Source organism: Polyangium jinanense (assembly GCF_028435265.1).
In the GTDB taxonomy this organism is placed as follows: domain Bacteria; phylum Myxococcota_A; class Polyangia; order Polyangiales; family Polyangiaceae; genus Polyangium; species Polyangium jinanense.
Genome location: NZ_JAGTJK010000053.1, coordinates 18,009 through 32,728, shown reverse-complemented (window position 1 = coordinate 32,728; position 14,720 = coordinate 18,009). Strand labels below are relative to the sequence as shown.

Annotated in this window: 12 protein-coding genes and 2 tRNA genes; 11 read left to right on the top strand and 3 right to left on the bottom strand. The window is 69.2% G+C overall.

Annotated features, from left to right (window positions below; all coding sequences use genetic code 11):
• Positions 1-6 precede the first annotated feature (6 nt).
• Positions 7-960: an NUDIX hydrolase gene (locus tag KEG38_RS45475; RefSeq protein WP_272427003.1), complete on the bottom strand. Its 954-nt coding sequence runs from the start codon at positions 958-960 to the stop codon at positions 7-9.
• A 227-nt stretch (positions 961-1,187) separates the two neighbouring features.
• Here KEG38_RS45475 and KEG38_RS45470 point away from each other — a divergent pair, with 227 nt between their 5' ends.
• Positions 1,188-1,550, top strand: coding sequence for a TraR/DksA family transcriptional regulator (locus tag KEG38_RS45470; RefSeq protein ID WP_153817702.1), 363 nt, complete (start codon positions 1,188-1,190; stop codon positions 1,548-1,550).
• Between the two features lie 86 nt (positions 1,551-1,636).
• Here KEG38_RS45470 and uvrA read toward each other — a convergent pair whose 3' ends face one another.
• Entirely contained in the window at positions 1,637-4,525 is a 2,889-nt protein-coding gene (uvrA, locus tag KEG38_RS45465) for an excinuclease ABC subunit UvrA (protein WP_272427002.1), read from the bottom strand.
• A 183-nt stretch (positions 4,526-4,708) separates the two neighbouring features.
• Positions 4,709-4,927, bottom strand: coding sequence for a hypothetical protein (locus tag KEG38_RS45460; RefSeq protein WP_272427001.1), 219 nt, complete (start codon positions 4,925-4,927; stop codon positions 4,709-4,711).
• Here KEG38_RS45460 and KEG38_RS45455 point away from each other — a divergent pair.
• From KEG38_RS45455 to KEG38_RS45410, 10 genes are all read left to right on the top strand, one after another.
• The gene (locus tag KEG38_RS45455; protein WP_272427000.1) at positions 4,926-5,723 is read left to right on the top strand and encodes a formylglycine-generating enzyme family protein; all 798 of its coding nucleotides are present in this window, start codon (positions 4,926-4,928) and stop codon (positions 5,721-5,723) included. The two genes, KEG38_RS45460 and KEG38_RS45455, sit on opposite strands and share 2 nt — an antisense overlap.
• Positions 5,720-6,730 carry a formylglycine-generating enzyme family protein gene (locus tag KEG38_RS55860; protein ID WP_272426999.1) on the top strand — a complete coding sequence of 337 codons (1,011 nt, stop codon included), beginning with the start codon at positions 5,720-5,722 and terminating at the stop codon, positions 6,728-6,730. Before KEG38_RS45455 ends, KEG38_RS55860 begins: the two co-directional genes overlap by 4 nt.
• Positions 6,731-6,896: 166 nt before the next feature.
• A tRNA-Ile gene (locus KEG38_RS45445) sits at positions 6,897-6,970 on the top strand.
• A gap of 29 nt (positions 6,971-6,999) precedes the next feature.
• A complete protein-coding gene (locus KEG38_RS45440) occupies positions 7,000-7,767 on the top strand; it encodes a zinc ribbon domain-containing protein (protein ID WP_272426998.1) in 768 nt (255 codons plus the stop codon).
• Positions 7,768-7,803: 36 nt separating this feature from the next.
• A complete protein-coding gene (locus KEG38_RS45435; RefSeq protein ID WP_272426997.1) occupies positions 7,804-9,048 on the top strand; it encodes a serine/threonine-protein kinase in 1,245 nt (414 codons plus the stop codon).
• A gap of 131 nt (positions 9,049-9,179) precedes the next feature.
• A complete protein-coding gene (locus KEG38_RS45430; RefSeq protein ID WP_272426996.1) occupies positions 9,180-9,674 on the top strand; it encodes a hypothetical protein in 495 nt (164 codons plus the stop codon).
• A gap of 21 nt (positions 9,675-9,695) precedes the next feature.
• Positions 9,696-12,050 carry a PrkA family serine protein kinase gene (locus tag KEG38_RS45425; protein WP_272426995.1) on the top strand — a complete coding sequence of 785 codons (2,355 nt, stop codon included), beginning with the start codon at positions 9,696-9,698 and terminating at the stop codon, positions 12,048-12,050.
• Positions 12,051-12,075: 25 nt separating this feature from the next.
• On the top strand, positions 12,076-12,849 hold the full coding sequence (locus KEG38_RS45420) for a TatD family hydrolase (RefSeq protein ID WP_272426994.1): 774 nt from the start codon (positions 12,076-12,078) through the stop codon (positions 12,847-12,849).
• A 39-nt stretch (positions 12,850-12,888) separates the two neighbouring features.
• Positions 12,889-14,211 (top strand): energy transducer TonB, encoded by a 1,323-nt coding sequence (locus tag KEG38_RS55855; RefSeq protein ID WP_272426993.1) that lies wholly within the window; start codon positions 12,889-12,891, stop codon positions 14,209-14,211.
• A gap of 189 nt (positions 14,212-14,400) precedes the next feature.
• A tRNA-Met gene (locus KEG38_RS45410) sits at positions 14,401-14,477 on the top strand.
• Positions 14,478-14,720 lie beyond the last annotated feature (243 nt).

Below are 14,720 nucleotides of genomic sequence, written 5' to 3'. Positions count from 1 at the left end.
AGGGAGCTAAGTCCCCGAACCCCCATCGTCCACCGAAGTCGCAACGTCCCGCTCGTCGAGGCTCGTCTCGACCCCCGGCACATCGGGAGAAGCGAATCCTTTGCCGAACTCGGGCGCGTCCTCGGCAGCAAAACGGCCATCACGCAGGACGTAGCGGCTGGGCCCGGCGACCCGTCGCTCCCTCACAGAGTGTGCAGGATCACCGGGCAAAGCGATGAAAGGCGGAGCGTCGCCCTCGCCCGGGACGAACACCGGGCAGATCGGCAGGAGCGACTGGCGACTGGCGAGGGCAAGCGCACCGTGCACGTCTCGCTCGCCCGCGAGCAATTCCAGGGTGCGCGACGTGGGCGGCGCGAGAAAGAAACGCCCTTCCGCCGCGGCGTCGAGGACATCCGAAGGCCGCGCCCAGAGGCTCATCGTGGTCTCGTGATCGTCGTGCCGTCCCTCCTGTCCCTCGGGCAAAGGGAGCAGGAAAAAACGAGCATCAAACCGACGGGACTCTGCCTCGGGCGTCACCCACCGCGCGAACGGCACGAGCGTGTCGACCAAAAGACGCCTTCCGCGCCGGACGAGCGCGTCGAAGAGCCGCGTCCCGGCCACGAGCTCGGCCGCCATCGCGTCGAGCTCCGGCCCCAGGGCCGCGGGTGTGACCGGAAGGATCCGCCCCTCTTCGAGCGTCTCCCGGCACGCCGCGACGCAGAGCCCGAGGGCGCTCGTCTGCTCGGTGGCCATCGAGAGGACCCGCGCGTCCGCGGCGCTCGCCGCGGTTTCCCAGGCTGGATCGAGATCCGACGGATCGACCTTTCCGCCGGGAAAGACGAGCGCCCCGCCCATGAACGCGGACTTCGCGTGGCGCCGCACACAGAAGACCTCGAGTCCCTGGGCCCCGTCGCGAATGACGACGACGGTGGCGGCATCACGGGGTTGGCTCGTATTTCGGTTGATGTCGAATTCCAGCAAGGTGGAAGGTTTTGTCCCACGTCGAGAGGACGTCGTCAAACACGCATCTCGACCGGTCTCGACCGTGGTTGACGTCAGGGAATCCGTCGCCTAGCCTTCCGCGCCCTCCTTCACGGGAGGGCCGGAAATGGACGGTATTCATCCGTCTCTAGCCGTACTTCGTCGAGGTGCCCGGATTGCATGAGGCGGGGGGCACCCGAAGGGCGACACGTCGAGGGAATTGCACAATGAACAAGGCCCAGCTCAAGAAGTTCAAGGCTTTGCTCGAGGCGAAGCGGGACGAGATCGTCAAGAAAGCAAAGCAGACGCTGAGTGAGGACATGGCCCTCGACGCGAGCGATCTCCCCGACGAGATGGATCTTGCGTCGAGCGAGTATCTGCAATCCTTCACGTTCCGGCTCCGCGGCCGCGAGAAGTCGTTCCTCGACAAGATCGAGAAGGCCCTCATCAAGATCGAGGACGGAACGTTCGGTCAGTGCGAGGAATGCGAGGAAGAGATCGCGCAAAAGCGCCTCGAAGCCCGCCCCGAGACGAGCCTCTGCATCCGCTGCAAAGAGGATCAGGAGCGCGCCGAGAAGGACTACGGCTGATCCTTTTGTGGAGGGGGTTGGGCCGGGCCCAACCCCCTACGCGCCCCGCGCGGGCGGGGCGCTCCCCAGGTCCGTCGCTGCTGTCTTTACTTCGAGCGCTTCCCCGGCCGCTTGCGCCCCGATTCGAGGACCTCGCGCAGGTAGCGCCCGGTATGCGATTCCGGGACGCCGGCCACGTGCTCCGGCGGCCCGCACGCCACGACGAATCCGCCGCGCTCGCCTCCCTCTGGGCCCATGTCGATGACCCAGTCGCTACACGCGACGACGTCCAGGTTGTGCTCGATCACCACGACCGTGTTGCCCGCGTCGCGCAAGCTCGACAGCGCGCCGATGAGCACCTCGATGTCCGAGAAATGCAGGCCCGTCGTGGGTTCGTCGAGGACGTACAGCGTGCGGCCCGTGGCCTTGCGCGCGAGCTCACGCGCGAGCTTGACGCGTTGCGCCTCGCCGCCGGAGATGGTCGTCGCGGGTTGTCCGAGCCGGATGTAGCCGAGCCCGACGCGCGCGAGGGCGAGGAGCCGCTCGCGCACACGCGGGATCGCCTCGAACTGCTCGATCGCCTGATCCACCGTGAGCTCGAGCGCGTCGGCGATCGACATGCCGCGGTAGAGCACCTCCAGCGTCTCGCGGTTGTACCGCTTGCCGCCGCACGTCTCGCACGTGACGAACACGTCCGGCAGGAAGTGCATCTCGACGCGGAGGACGCCATCGCCTTGACACGCCTCACAGCGCCCGCCCTTCACGTTGAACGAGAAGCGCCCGGCCTTGTAGCCACGCGCGCGTGACTCCGGCAAACCAGCGTAGATCTCGCGCAGCAAGCTGAAGACGCCGGTGTACGTGGCCGGGTTCGAGCGCGGCGTTCGCCCGATGGGCGCCTGATCGATGGAGATGACCTTGTCGATGTGCGAGAGGCCTTCGATGCCGTCGCACTCGCCGATCGGCGCGCTCGTGCGGTAGAGCGCGGCGCGCGCCGCGGGCAGGAGCGTGTCCACGATGAGGCTCGACTTGCCCGAGCCCGAGACGCCCGTGACCGCGCAGAGCACGCCGACCGGGATCTCCACGTTGACGCCGGTGAGGTTGTGCGCGCGCGCGCCGACGAGTTTGATCACGCGCCCGTCGCCCTTGCGACGCTTCGTCGGGATCGGCAGGTGTTTGTCGCCCGAGAGCCAGGGCCCGGTGACCGAGTGCGGGTTCTTCGCGATCTCCGCGGGCGTGCCCTCGGCCACGATCTTGCCGCCGTGCACGCCAGCCCCGGGCCCCATGTCGACCACGTGATCGGCCGCGAGGATCGCGTCCCGGTCGTGCTCGACCACGACCACGCTGTTGCCGAGATCCACGAGCCTGCGCAGCGCTTCGAGCAGGCGCGCGTTGTCCCGCGCGTGCAGGCCCACGCTCGGCTCGTCGAGCACGTACAGCACGCCCACGAGCGCCGCGCCGATCTGTGTGGCCAGCCGGATGCGCTGTCCCTCGCCGCCGGAGAGCGTCTGCGCCGATCGATCGAGCGTGAGGTAGTCGATGCCCACGTCGATGAGGAAGCCGAGCCGCGCGATCACCGCGCGGAGGAGAGGCTCCGCGATCGCCCGTTCGCGCGGCTGGAGCGGACCGTCCTTGTGCGCGATCGTCTCGAGGAACGAGCGCACCGTGCGGAGGGCCATCGTGCCGATGTCGGCGATGTTCTTGTCCGCGATCTTCACGGCGAGCGCCTCGGCCCGCAGGCGCTTGCCCTTGCAGACGTCGCACACGCGCGTGACGGCGTACCGGCCGATGTCCTCGGAGCCCGCGACGTCGTCGTCGAGATCGTCGTCGTCCTCGCCCGAGATCACGCCGTCGCCTTGTTCGAGCTGCCGCTCGAGCCGCGGCACGATCCCCTCGTAGCCTTCCTTCGCCTTCTTCCGCCCCTTCGCTGCGGTCGCTTCCGCGCCGAAGAGCAGCGCTTTCCGATCGACCTCCGGCAGATCGCGGAACGGCACGTCGGGGTTCACGCCGAGCGCGCTCACCGCACGCTCGGTCTCCGTCGAGAGCGCGAGCGAGCCGCGCCGCCCCCACGCGACGATCGCCCCCTCGCGCAGCGTGCGCTTCGGATCGGGCACGACGCGCTCCGGATCGATCCGCGTGCGGAACCCGATGCCGTCACACGCCGGACACGCGCCGTGCGGGCCGTTGAACGAGAACATCCGCGGCTCGATCGGCGGCAGCGAGATGCCGCAGGCGATGCAGGCGAAGCGCTCGCTCATCCAGATCGGCTCCGCGCGCGAGCGCTCGGTCGAAGGATCCGCGAGCAGCCGCCCTTCGCCGAGCTTCAGCGCGAGCTCGACCGAATCCGTAACCCGGCCCTTCACGCCCTCCTTCACCACGATGCGGTCGATCACCACGTCGAGGTCGTGCGCCTTCGTCCGATCGAGGACGATCTCGTCGCCGAGATCCACGACCTCTCCATCGATCCGCGCGCGAACAAAACCTTCGCGGCGGAGGCGATCGAGCTCCAGCTTCAGCTCGCCGCGGCGGGCGCGGGCGATCGGGGCGAGCACGGTGACGCGCGCGCCTTCGCCGAGGCCGAGGATGCGGTCGACGATCTGCTGCACCGTCTGCGCCTCGATGCGCGCGCCACAGCTCGGGCAGTGCGGCGTGCCGACGCGAGCGAAGAGCAGGCGCAGGTAGTCCGAGATTTCCGTGACGGTCCCGACCGTGGAGCGCGGGCTCTTCGCGAGCGCCCGTTGCTCGATCGCGATCGCGGGCGAGAGCCCCTCGATCGACTCCACATCCGGCTTGGCGAGCTGTTCGAGGAACTGCCGCGCGTACGCCGAGAGGGACTCTACGTAACGTCGCTGTCCCTCGGCGTAGATCGTGTCGAACGCGAGCGACGACTTCCCCGAGCCGCTCGGGCCGGTGATGACGACCAGGCGGTCCCGCGGGAGGGAGAGGCTGACGTCCTTGAGGTTGTGCTGGCGAGCGCCGCGAATGACCAGGCGATCCATGGACTCGCGACACCTAGCACGCTCATCGTGCGGGGGCTCCCGTGTTGTCCATGGCCTCCCGGCTCTCCCAAAGGCCGACGAGGACGAACCGCTTCCCTGGGCGACCCCCGCGTTTTCACGACATCGGGGCCGCCGCGCCGCGCTTGCTCGCTCGAAATTTTTCCCCCTCGCGGTTCCTCGGTTCTACTTGCATGACGGGCGACGATCGAGAAGCCCTGCAGAGCTCGTGGGTACGACGACGAGGAGCGTGATCATCTCGGTAGGCGTCGGCGTCGTGGTCGGCGGCCTCGCTTTGGTCGCGCGCACCTCGGCCGTGTCCTTCCGTTCGGCCGCGCGTGCCGCATCCGAGCCCGCGCCGTCTTCGCCGAAGGCACCGTCCCCGCGCGCGCCCGAAACGTCCATGCCCGCGGATCCCGCGGCGCCCGCGTTCACGCCGGTCGATCGTTTTTCCGCCGATCCGGCCGTTCGCGCGGCGTGCCCGGCCGACATGGCGCTCGTCGAGGGCGACTTCTGCCCCAAGCTCGAGTACCGCTGCGGCCGTCGATCGAGCGAGCTCGGCCACGGCTGCGCCGAGTACGTGCGCGGCGTGCCGTGCGGCGGCGAGCCAGACCCGCGCCGGTACTGCATCGATCGTCACGAGTGGCCGAACCGCGTCGGCGAGACTCCGCGCGTCTACGTGAACTGGTTTGAGGCCAAAGAACTCTGTCAGTCCGTGGGCAAACGTCTGTGCCGTCGCTCCGAGTGGACCCTCGCTTGCGAAGGACCGAAGCGCCTGCCGTACCCGTGGGGCTTCGTGCGCCAGCCGAGCCCGTGCAACGTCGATCGCGCGGCCATCCCCTTCGACGTGAACGCGATGATCGACGAGCGCACGCGCGAGGCCGAGATCGCGCGCCTCTGGCAAGCCGATCCGATCGGATCGCACCCCGCGTGCATCAGCGCGTTCGGCGCGTACGACATGTCCGGCAACGTCGATGAGTGGACCGACAACCTCGCCGACGATCCCGAGACGAACCAGCCCTCGACGCTGAACGGCGGCTACTGGGGCCCGGTGCGCAACACCTGTCGGCTCTCGACGAAGACGCACGGCCCGAAGTTCGCGTTTTACCAGGTGGGCTTCCGCTGCTGCGCGGACACGATCGACGGCGTGGAGGTACCGCCGCCGAAGCCGTGGATCGATCGCGAGCGTGAGGACGGGTGAAGCCCCGCGAGGTCGTCGTTTTTCCGCTCGTGCTCGCGGGATCGCTCGGGCTCGCGGCGCTCCTCCTCGCGCCTCGCGCGGCCGAGCGACGCGAGGCGCAGGCGTCTGCCTCCGCGCCTGCTTCGATCGAAGAGCCTCTGCCGCCAGCTCCTCCGCCCGCGCCCACGCCCAAGGAAAAACCGCCGCCGCCTTCGTACGTGCAGGTGAGCCCGGAGAGCGCGACGGCGTGTGGACCGGGCATGGTGCTCGTCGACGGCATCTACTGCCCGTTCGTCGGGCATCGATGCTTGAAGTATCGCGAAGACGTGAAGGACGTGTGCGAGCGTTTCGGACCCGAGGTCCTCTGCGAGGGCCGGCTCGAGCGCCGTCGGTTCTGCGTCGACGTCTACGAGTACCCCAACATGGAAGGCGTCAAGCCCGCGGTCATGGCCGACTGGAACGAGGCGCGGCGCGCCTGCGAGGTCGAGGGCAAGCGCCTCTGCACGGTCGAGGAGTGGGAGTTCGCCTGCGAAGGCCCAGGCATGTGGCCCTACCCGTACGGTGCCGAGCGCGACGCCGAGGCCTGCAACATCGACCGGCCCGTCGAGCCGCCGGACTTCGACGCCTTCTCGGATCCCAGACGCATCGCCGACGAGGTCGACCGGCTCGATCGCCGTGTCGCGTCGGGCGAGATGCACCGCTGCGTCAGCCCCTTCGGCGTGCACGACATGACGGGCAACGTCGACGAGTGGGTCGACAACACCCAGGGCAAGCGCCTCGAAGCGCCTTACCGATCGTCCTTGAAAGGCGGCTCCTGGGGGCCGATCCGCGCGCGTTGCCGGCCGATCACCTCGACCCACAACGAGTGGTTCAGCTTCTACCAGGTCGGCTTCCGCTGCTGCGCCGACCCGAAGGACGGGGGGCGGGCGGGCCCTGCGCCCACGGGCAAGCGGCCGAGGCTCGGCCGGATGAACCTTCCGCCACGGAAGGTCCCGGAGCGTTCGAAGCCTGCGCCGGAAAGTCCTTGAAAGTTCGATGCTTCGAGGTTTGGTCCGGCGGGACGCACGAGGGGACCGCACGGCTTTTTCCGGGGGGCAAGCTCAAAGTGAACGATGACGCGGCCCTCCCCTTCCAACGGCCTCGATGTTGGACTAGCTTGTCCCCCGGGTCGCTGCAGGGCGATCCGGCGAACACGGGCCCATAGCTCAATCGGTCAGAGCCCCCGGCTCATAACCGGGCTGTTCCTGGTTCGAGTCCAGGTGGGCCTATCCCTTTTCGCAAGGAGCAGAGCATCCACGTGAGTATCCGCGACCAGATCGCACCCCTCGAAGAGCTCGCGACCATCGACGACGATCTGCGGAGGCTCGAGGAGCAGATCGGCAAGCAGCGGGGAAGCCTGGAGGGGATGCGGGCGGAGGCGAAAGTTCTTGAGGACCGCCTCCGGGTGGACCGAGAGATGCTCTCGCAGATGGAGAAGACGCGGAGCGAGCTCAGCGTCGAGCTGCGCCAGATGACGCAGCAGATCGAGCGATCGCGCGAGAAGCTCGCGCGATCGAGGAACGAGCGCGAGAGCAACGCCGCGCAACGCGAGATCGAGGAGCTGCGCAAGCTGCACCGCGACCGCGAGGAAGAGATCGAGCGCCTCAACACCGCGACCGAGGCGGCGAAGAAGTCGATCGACGCGACGGACGGGAAGTACCGCACCCTCGTGCAGCAGATCGAGGGCACGGCCGAGGGCACGACGCGGCAGCTCGACGCTGCCGAGTCGCAACGCGCGACGCGGGTGAAGGAGCGCGAGCTCGCGGTGAAGAAGTTGCCGACGACGCTCTACCGTCGGTACGAATCGGTTCGCACGCGGCGCCCGCACCCGATCGCGGCCACGCACGACGGCACGTGCCTCGGCTGCCACCTGACCATCCCGCCGATGATGTTCCAGAAGATGCTGCGGCAGGCCGAGTTCGAGCAGTGCCCGCACTGCCGCCGCATCCTCTACTACACGCCCGCGCCGGTGCGCGCCCCGGAGGGCGACGCCGCCGAGGGCAGCTCGACGTCTTCACGCGCCTGATCCTCGGATTCGTCTCGTCCGATCTCCTCGCGGCGCGTGAAAGCCTGCACCACCTGCCATCGCCTCTACGAAGACGACGCGGACTTCTGCCCGCTCGAAGGGCAGAAGCTCGCGGGGATCGACGAGGTCGCGCCGAAGCCGGATCCTAGCGATCCGCGCGTCGGCGGCGCGGTGTGCGGCGGGCGCTACCAGATCTTTCGCGTCATCGCCGAGGGCGGCATGGGCCGCGTGTACCAGGCGCTCGACCGCGAGGAGAAGCGCTCGGTCGCGCTCAAGATCCTGCACGAGGAGGTCGCGCAGGATCCGGTGGCGCTCGAGCGGTTCAAGCGCGAGTTCGAGGTGAGCGCGGTCCTGCCGCACGAGCACGTCGTGCGTGTGCACGCGTTCGAGCACGACGCCGAGAACAACTACGTGATCGTGATGGAGTACCTCGAAGGCGAGGAGCTCCGTGTGCTCATGCGCCGCGAGAACGTACTGCCGCCCGAGCGTGTCGTGCGGTTCGTCTCGCAGGTCGCGCTCGGCCTCGAAGGCGCGCACGAACGCAAGATCGTCCACCGCGATCTCAAGCCCGACAACGTCTTCTTGTGCGGCGGTGACGAGGTCAAACTCCTCGACTTCGGCAGCGTCCGCGACAACAGCGTGGGCGCGAAGAAGATCACCGCGGTCGGCACGACGATCGGCTCGCCGTTCTACATGTCGCCCGAGCAAGCGCAGGGGCTCGCCTCGCTCGATCATCGCGCCGACGTCTGGTCGCTCGCGGCGATCACGTACGAGTGCCTCACGGGCAAGGTCCCGTACGAGGGCAAATCCGGCCCGCAGATCCTGCTCAGCATCATGACGCGTCCGCACCGTCCGCCGAGCGAAGTGGGCCGCGCGCACGGCGTGCCGCGCTCGCTCGACGCGGTGATGGATCACGCGTTCGCGAAGGATCCCGCGCAGCGCATCCCCACGGTCGGCGCGCTTGCGGATCGGATCGGCCACGCGTACGGGCTCGAGGGGAGCCACGTGGCGTGGGCGCGGATGCCGCAGGCCGAGCTTGGCGAGCGCATCCGCGCGGGTCTTCCCGGCGTGCTCGCGCGGCTCGAAGAGGAGCAGGGCACGGCCGGCGATCTGAGCGCGCTGGACGCCGCCTTCGCGGGCGCGGCGGTGGCATCGGAGCAAGGCGCGTTCCCGGAGGACGACGTCGCCGCCATCCCGACCACACGACCACGCTGGCTTTTTCCCGCCATTGTGTTCGTCGTCCTCGTCGCCTTGGCGATCGTGGCGCTCGGCGCGCGCTGAACACCGGGCTCGTGCATGGCTTGGGTGGCCCTTCCGTCGAACCCGTGCTGCTTGCGCCGTTTCGTCGACCCTCCGCCCGTGGTCAGGAGCAAACCGCCGTGGTATTTCGAGTCCTCATGAAGAAGCCTCCGATGCGCCAACGTCCTCTCTCCACCCTCGCGTGCCTCGTGGTCCTCTCGGGCCTGACGTTCGTGCTGGCCTCTGGATGTGGCCGGAGCGAAGCCGCCACGCAGCGCGGCGAGGAGAAGACCGTCGTCGCCAAGGGCCCCAAGGCCGAGAGCGATTCGTACGCGGTCGAAATGAAGGCGACGGGTCCGTACGCGGCGGGCAAGGAAGGGACGCTCGAGATCTCGATCGTGCCGAAGGGCGCGTATCACATGAACGATCAGTACCCGTACAAGTTCAAGCTCGTCGATCCCGCGCCCGAAGGCGTCACGTATCCGAAACCCTTGCTCAAGCGCGAGGACGGGACGTTCGACGAGAAGAAGGGATCGTTCAAGGTGCCGTTCGTGGCGTCCCGGGCGGGCAAAGCGAAGATCGCCGGCACGCTCTCGATGAGCGTGTGCAGCGCGGCGAACTGCTTGATGGAGAAGCTGGACCTCGAGGTCGACGTCGACGTGAAGTGAGCCGGGGGCTAAACTCCCGGGGTGAAAGAGTCCGACGCCCGGGCAAGCCGAAGGTCCGAGCTCGCGCTGGCCGAGCTTTCCAACCTGGTCACCTCGATGCAGCGTCGCTTCCAGACGGGGCGGCGCTTGCTCTCATTCCAGGAGTACCTGGAGCTCTTCGCGTCTGATCCCGCGCGCCACGGGCGTGATGCCGCCCGGTACGTGCGTGACATGTTCGACCACTTCGGGACGTACCCGGTCAAGCGCCCGTGGGGCGAGTGCACGCGGTACCGCCTCTTCGATCTGCCCTGGGAGCCCGAGCCGATGCGAGCGTCGGGCGCGAATGGGCGTCGGGCCCCGTATCACGGGCGCGACGCGGCGCTCATCGGGCACGAGGAGCTGCAGGGCGAGATTTACCGCGCGCTCTCGAACTTCGTGCAGGAGGGTCGCGCCAATCGGCTCGTCTTGATGCACGGCCCGAATGGATCGGCCAAGAGCACGATCGCCGGCTGTGTCCTGCGCGCGCTCGAGCATTACTCGACGCTCGACGAGGGCGCGCTCTACCGGTTTCACTGGGTGTTCCCGAGCCGCAAGACGACACGCGGCGCGATCGGGTTTGGCGGCGAAGGGGCCGCGGCGCCGATCGGCGGGAGTTTCGCGCACCTCGAGGACACGCAGATCGACGCGCGCCTCGTGAGCGAGCTCCGGGATCATCCGCTCTTCTTGCTCCCGGTGCCGGAGCGTCGCGAGCTCTTGAAGAAGCTCTACGAGGAAGCCGGCATCGCCGACGCGCCGCCCGACTGGCTCATGAGCGGCAAACTCTCGCACAAGAACCAGCAGATCATGGAGGCGCTGCTCGTCTCCTACGAGGGCTCGCTCGCCGATGTGTTGCGGCACGTCCAGGTCGAGCGCTGGTTCATCTCGCGGAGGTATCGGACGGGCGCGGTCACGATCGGGCCCGAGCTCAGCGTCGACGCAGGCGAACGGCAGATCACGGCCGATCGTTCTCTCGCCGCGCTGCCCACGGCGCTCCAGGCGCGGACACTTTTCGAGGCGCACGGCGATCTCGTCGAGGCCTCAGGCGGCGTGCTCGAGTTCAGCGATCTCCTGAAGAGGCCACTCGACGCCTTCCGCTACCTGCAGCTCACGCTCGAAACCGGGGAGGTGAGCCTGCCGCAGCAGACGATCCAGACGAACGTGGTCATGATCGGCAGCGCGAACGACATTCACCTGAACGCCTTCCGCGAGCACCCCGAATTCCCGAGCTTCCGCGGTCGTTTCGAGTTGCTCCGCGCGCCGTACCTCCGGAGCTACCTCGACGAGCAGCGCATCTACGACGCGCAGATCGCGCCGTTCGTCACGCGACACGTCGCGCCGCACGCGACACGCGTGGCCGCGCAGTTCGCCGTGCTCACGCGCATGCGGCAGCCGGAGGCGAAGCGGTATCCCGAGGCGCTCGCGCCGATCGTCTCGTCGCTGACCGCGGCCGAGAAGATGGAGGCGTATGCGACGGGGACGCCGCCGGAGCGGCTCGACGGCGACTCGCAGAAGCTGCTCCGCGCGAACATCCGCGCGCTCTACCAGGAGACCGACGCGACCGTCGACTTCGAGGGACGCTCGGGCGTCTCGCCACGCGAGATCCGCTCGCTGCTCCTCGACGCCGCGCAGAGCCGTGATCACGGCTGCTTGTCGCCGTTCTCCGTCCTCACCGAGCTCGACGAGCTTTGCAAGCGGACCTCGGAGTACGACTGGCTCAAGGAGCGCCCGCTCGCGGGCGGCTACCATGATCACAAGCTCTTCCGCGACGTCGTGCGCGCGCGGCTGCTCGACACGCTCGAAGAGGAGATGCGCTCGGCGAGCGGGCTCGTCGACGAGACGCGGTACGGCGAGCTCTTCGATCGGTACGTGCAGCACGTCGGCGCTTGGGTGAAGGGCGAGAAGATCCGAAACCCGCACACCGGCGACTTCGAGGGCGCCGACGAGCGCATGATGCGCGAGATCGAGGGCCTGCTCGGCGTGCGCGGCAAGCACGACGATCACCGCCGCGGGCTCATCGCGATGATCGCGGCCTGGGCCATCGATCATCCCGGCGAGAGGGTCGTCAACGCCGTCGTCTTCCCGCAGCAGATCCGCAAGCTGCGCGAAGCCGTGTTCACCGAGCGCCGCAAGGCCGTGGCGCTGCTCTGCCGGGATCTCGTGGCCATGCTGCGGGATCGGGCGAACCACGCGGCCCAGGGCGTGCGCGACGAGCCCCTCGTCGGCAGCCTGCGGGAAGAGCAACGCAAGCACGCGCTCGCCGCGCTCGATCGGCTCAAGGCGATGGGGTATTGCGAGAGCTGCGCCCTCGACGCGGGCAGCGCGCTCCTCCGCGCGCGGTTCGCCGAGCTCGTCACCTGACGGGCACGTCGTTGGTCCACGAACGATGTTGATCGACACCCACTGCCACCTCGACCCCAACTACTTTCCCGAAGGAGAAGACGCCGTCCTCGAGCGAGCGCGCGAGGCTGGCGTCGAGGCGTTCGTCGTGATCGGGGTCGGCGAAGACCTCGGTCCAGCGCGCTTCGCCGCGGGCCTCGCCGCGCGCCGTCCCGACGTGTGGGCCTCCGTCGGCCTGCACCCGCACGACGCGCGTGTCCTCGACGGACCCATGGAAGACGAGCTCGAGCGACTCGCCCGCGAATCGCGCGTCCGCGCCGTGGGCGAGATCGGGCTCGACTACCACTACATGCACTCGCCGCGCGAGACGCAAAAGGAGGTCTTCCGGCGCATGATCGCGCTCGCCCGGCGCGTCCAGAAGCCCATCGTCGTGCATACGCGCGAGGCGGCCGAGGACACGATCACCGTGCTCGAAGAGGAAGGCGCGCGTGAGGTCGGCGGCATCATCCACTGCTTCTCCGAGGATCGGCCCTTCGCCGAGCGGGCGCTCGCGCTCGGCTTTGATCTCTCGTTCTCGGGGATCGTGACGTTCAAGAACGCGCGCGCCATCCACGAGGTCGCCGCGTGGGCGCCGCCCGAGCGGATCCTCGTCGAGACGGACAGCCCGTACCTCGCGCCCATCCCGCTGCGTGGAAAGCGCTGCGAGCCCGCCTATGTGGTGCACACGGCGCGTCGCGTCGCGGAGCTCCGCGGCGAGCGTTTCGACGAGCTCGCGGCGCGCACGACGGAGAACGCGCGCCGGCGCTTCGGCCTCGCGTGAGGCGCACGCAAGAGCGCGGAGACGAGGCATACTGGAGGCGTGAGGGGCGAAGGCGGACGTAGGCTCGTCTCCGCGAGTTTTTTCTCGCTCGCGGTGCACCTCGCCCTGCTCGCGACCGGCGGCGCCCTCCTTGCGCGCGCGACGCGCGCGGAGCCGGGTATCGCGCTGCGAGGGCTCGAAGCGCCGCTCCGTGACGAGGTCGTCGAGATCGAGCTGCCGACGCTGAGCGAAGGATCGATCGCCGGCGAGCTCATCGAGTTGCCAGCGGTCGCCGTTCCGCGCGGGGGAGGGGAGGCCGAGCCGCGTCCCGATACGGGCACGAAAGGGCGCGGCGGTACGGATACGGCCACGGCGCGCGCGACGAACCTCGCCGATCGGCAGGACGATCGCGCGCTCGTCACGGATGTGCCTTCGCGGATCGATCGCACGCAAGTTCCGCGCATCGACGCGGGCGAGGCGCGCGCATCGCGCGAGGACCGACGCGCGAGCCGTGAGCCGATGGAGCTCACCTTCCTCGCGAGTGGTCGTTCCGGCAGTCGTCCCGAGCGGCGCACGTACGCCGTGCACGATCCGTCCTCGGGCGGATTGCGCGCCGGCCGCGCCACGCGGCGTGGAGGCGCGCTCGGCGCGGCCGCGCTCCCGCCCGACGGCATCGAGGCGGCGCGGCCTGTGGGCGGCGCGGAGGAGGGCGTGATGGCGCCTTCCGAGGGCATCGGCGCGCGTGATGGGGCGCCGGGCAAGGACGCGCGTGCGAGCGCCGAGGTGCCCCTCGCGCGGCCCTTCGTCACGGCGGGGACGCCCTCGGTGCCCGCGGATCGAGAAGGGCGACCTACGGACAAGGTCGACAGCGAGCAAGAGGTCGCGCTCGCGCTCCAGTCGATCGTGCACGCGAGCACCGCCGGTGGCGCGCCGGGCGAGGGGACCGGTGGGCAAAACGGGCCCACGGCGCCGGGATCGGGCGGCAGCGCGGGCCGCGGCTCCGTCGCCGATCCGCTCGGCACGGGGCAGGGCACAGGCCTCGACGCGAATGCGCTCGACAAGCGCCGCATGGACTACCTGCGTCGCGTGCTCGCGCGGATTCATCCGCTCTGGAAGGACGCGTTCCCGCGCTGGGCGATCGCGGAGGGGCGCGGCGGTACCGTCGTTGTGGCGTTCGTGATCCGCGCCGATGGCAGCGTCGCGAGCGCGCGTGTGGCGCGGCCGAGCGGCATCCCCGAGTTCGACGAGAACTGCCGGCAGGCGGTCCTGCGCGGCGCTCCCTTCGAGCCGCTCCCCCGTGAGCTCGGTCCGACGTTCGCCTGGTCGATGCCATTCGTCGCGAAAAACCCCGCGGTGCGTCCCCCGGATCCTGCGCGCCCCTGACGCGCGGAAAAATGTAGAGCTTTCGGGACACTTCGCGGGGTGGACCGGCGGGCCGAAGGACAGCGCCTTCGGCCTCCTCCTCACCGGCCTTCGCGTGGGTTTGCCCACGCTCTCGCGAGAAAGACGCCCCCGGGACGGTTAGCCCGCTTGACAGGTCCGTCGTCCCTCGACATAGTGCGCGCCGCTTCCGCCGAAGTAGCTCAGTTGGCTAGAGCAGGCGTTTCATACGCGCCGGGTCGGGGGTTCGATTCCCTCCTTCGGCACCAGGTTCAATCGCTCGACGACACGGGGGCCGCAGCGCTCCCGCGTCGGGCTTGGCTCGCACCCGAGCGAGCGCCCGTTGTGCGGGTGCTGCTCGTGCGGGTCCGGGTTCCCGTCGCCGACTTGCGCGCTGGTGTGGCGCTCTTTCGGGGCGAACGCGCCGGAGCCGCCTTGGACGCCGTCGTGCGCTGTCCGGCGGCGCTGCGCGTCGCCTTCTTCGCGGCCGGGCGCTTCGAGGCGGCGGCCTT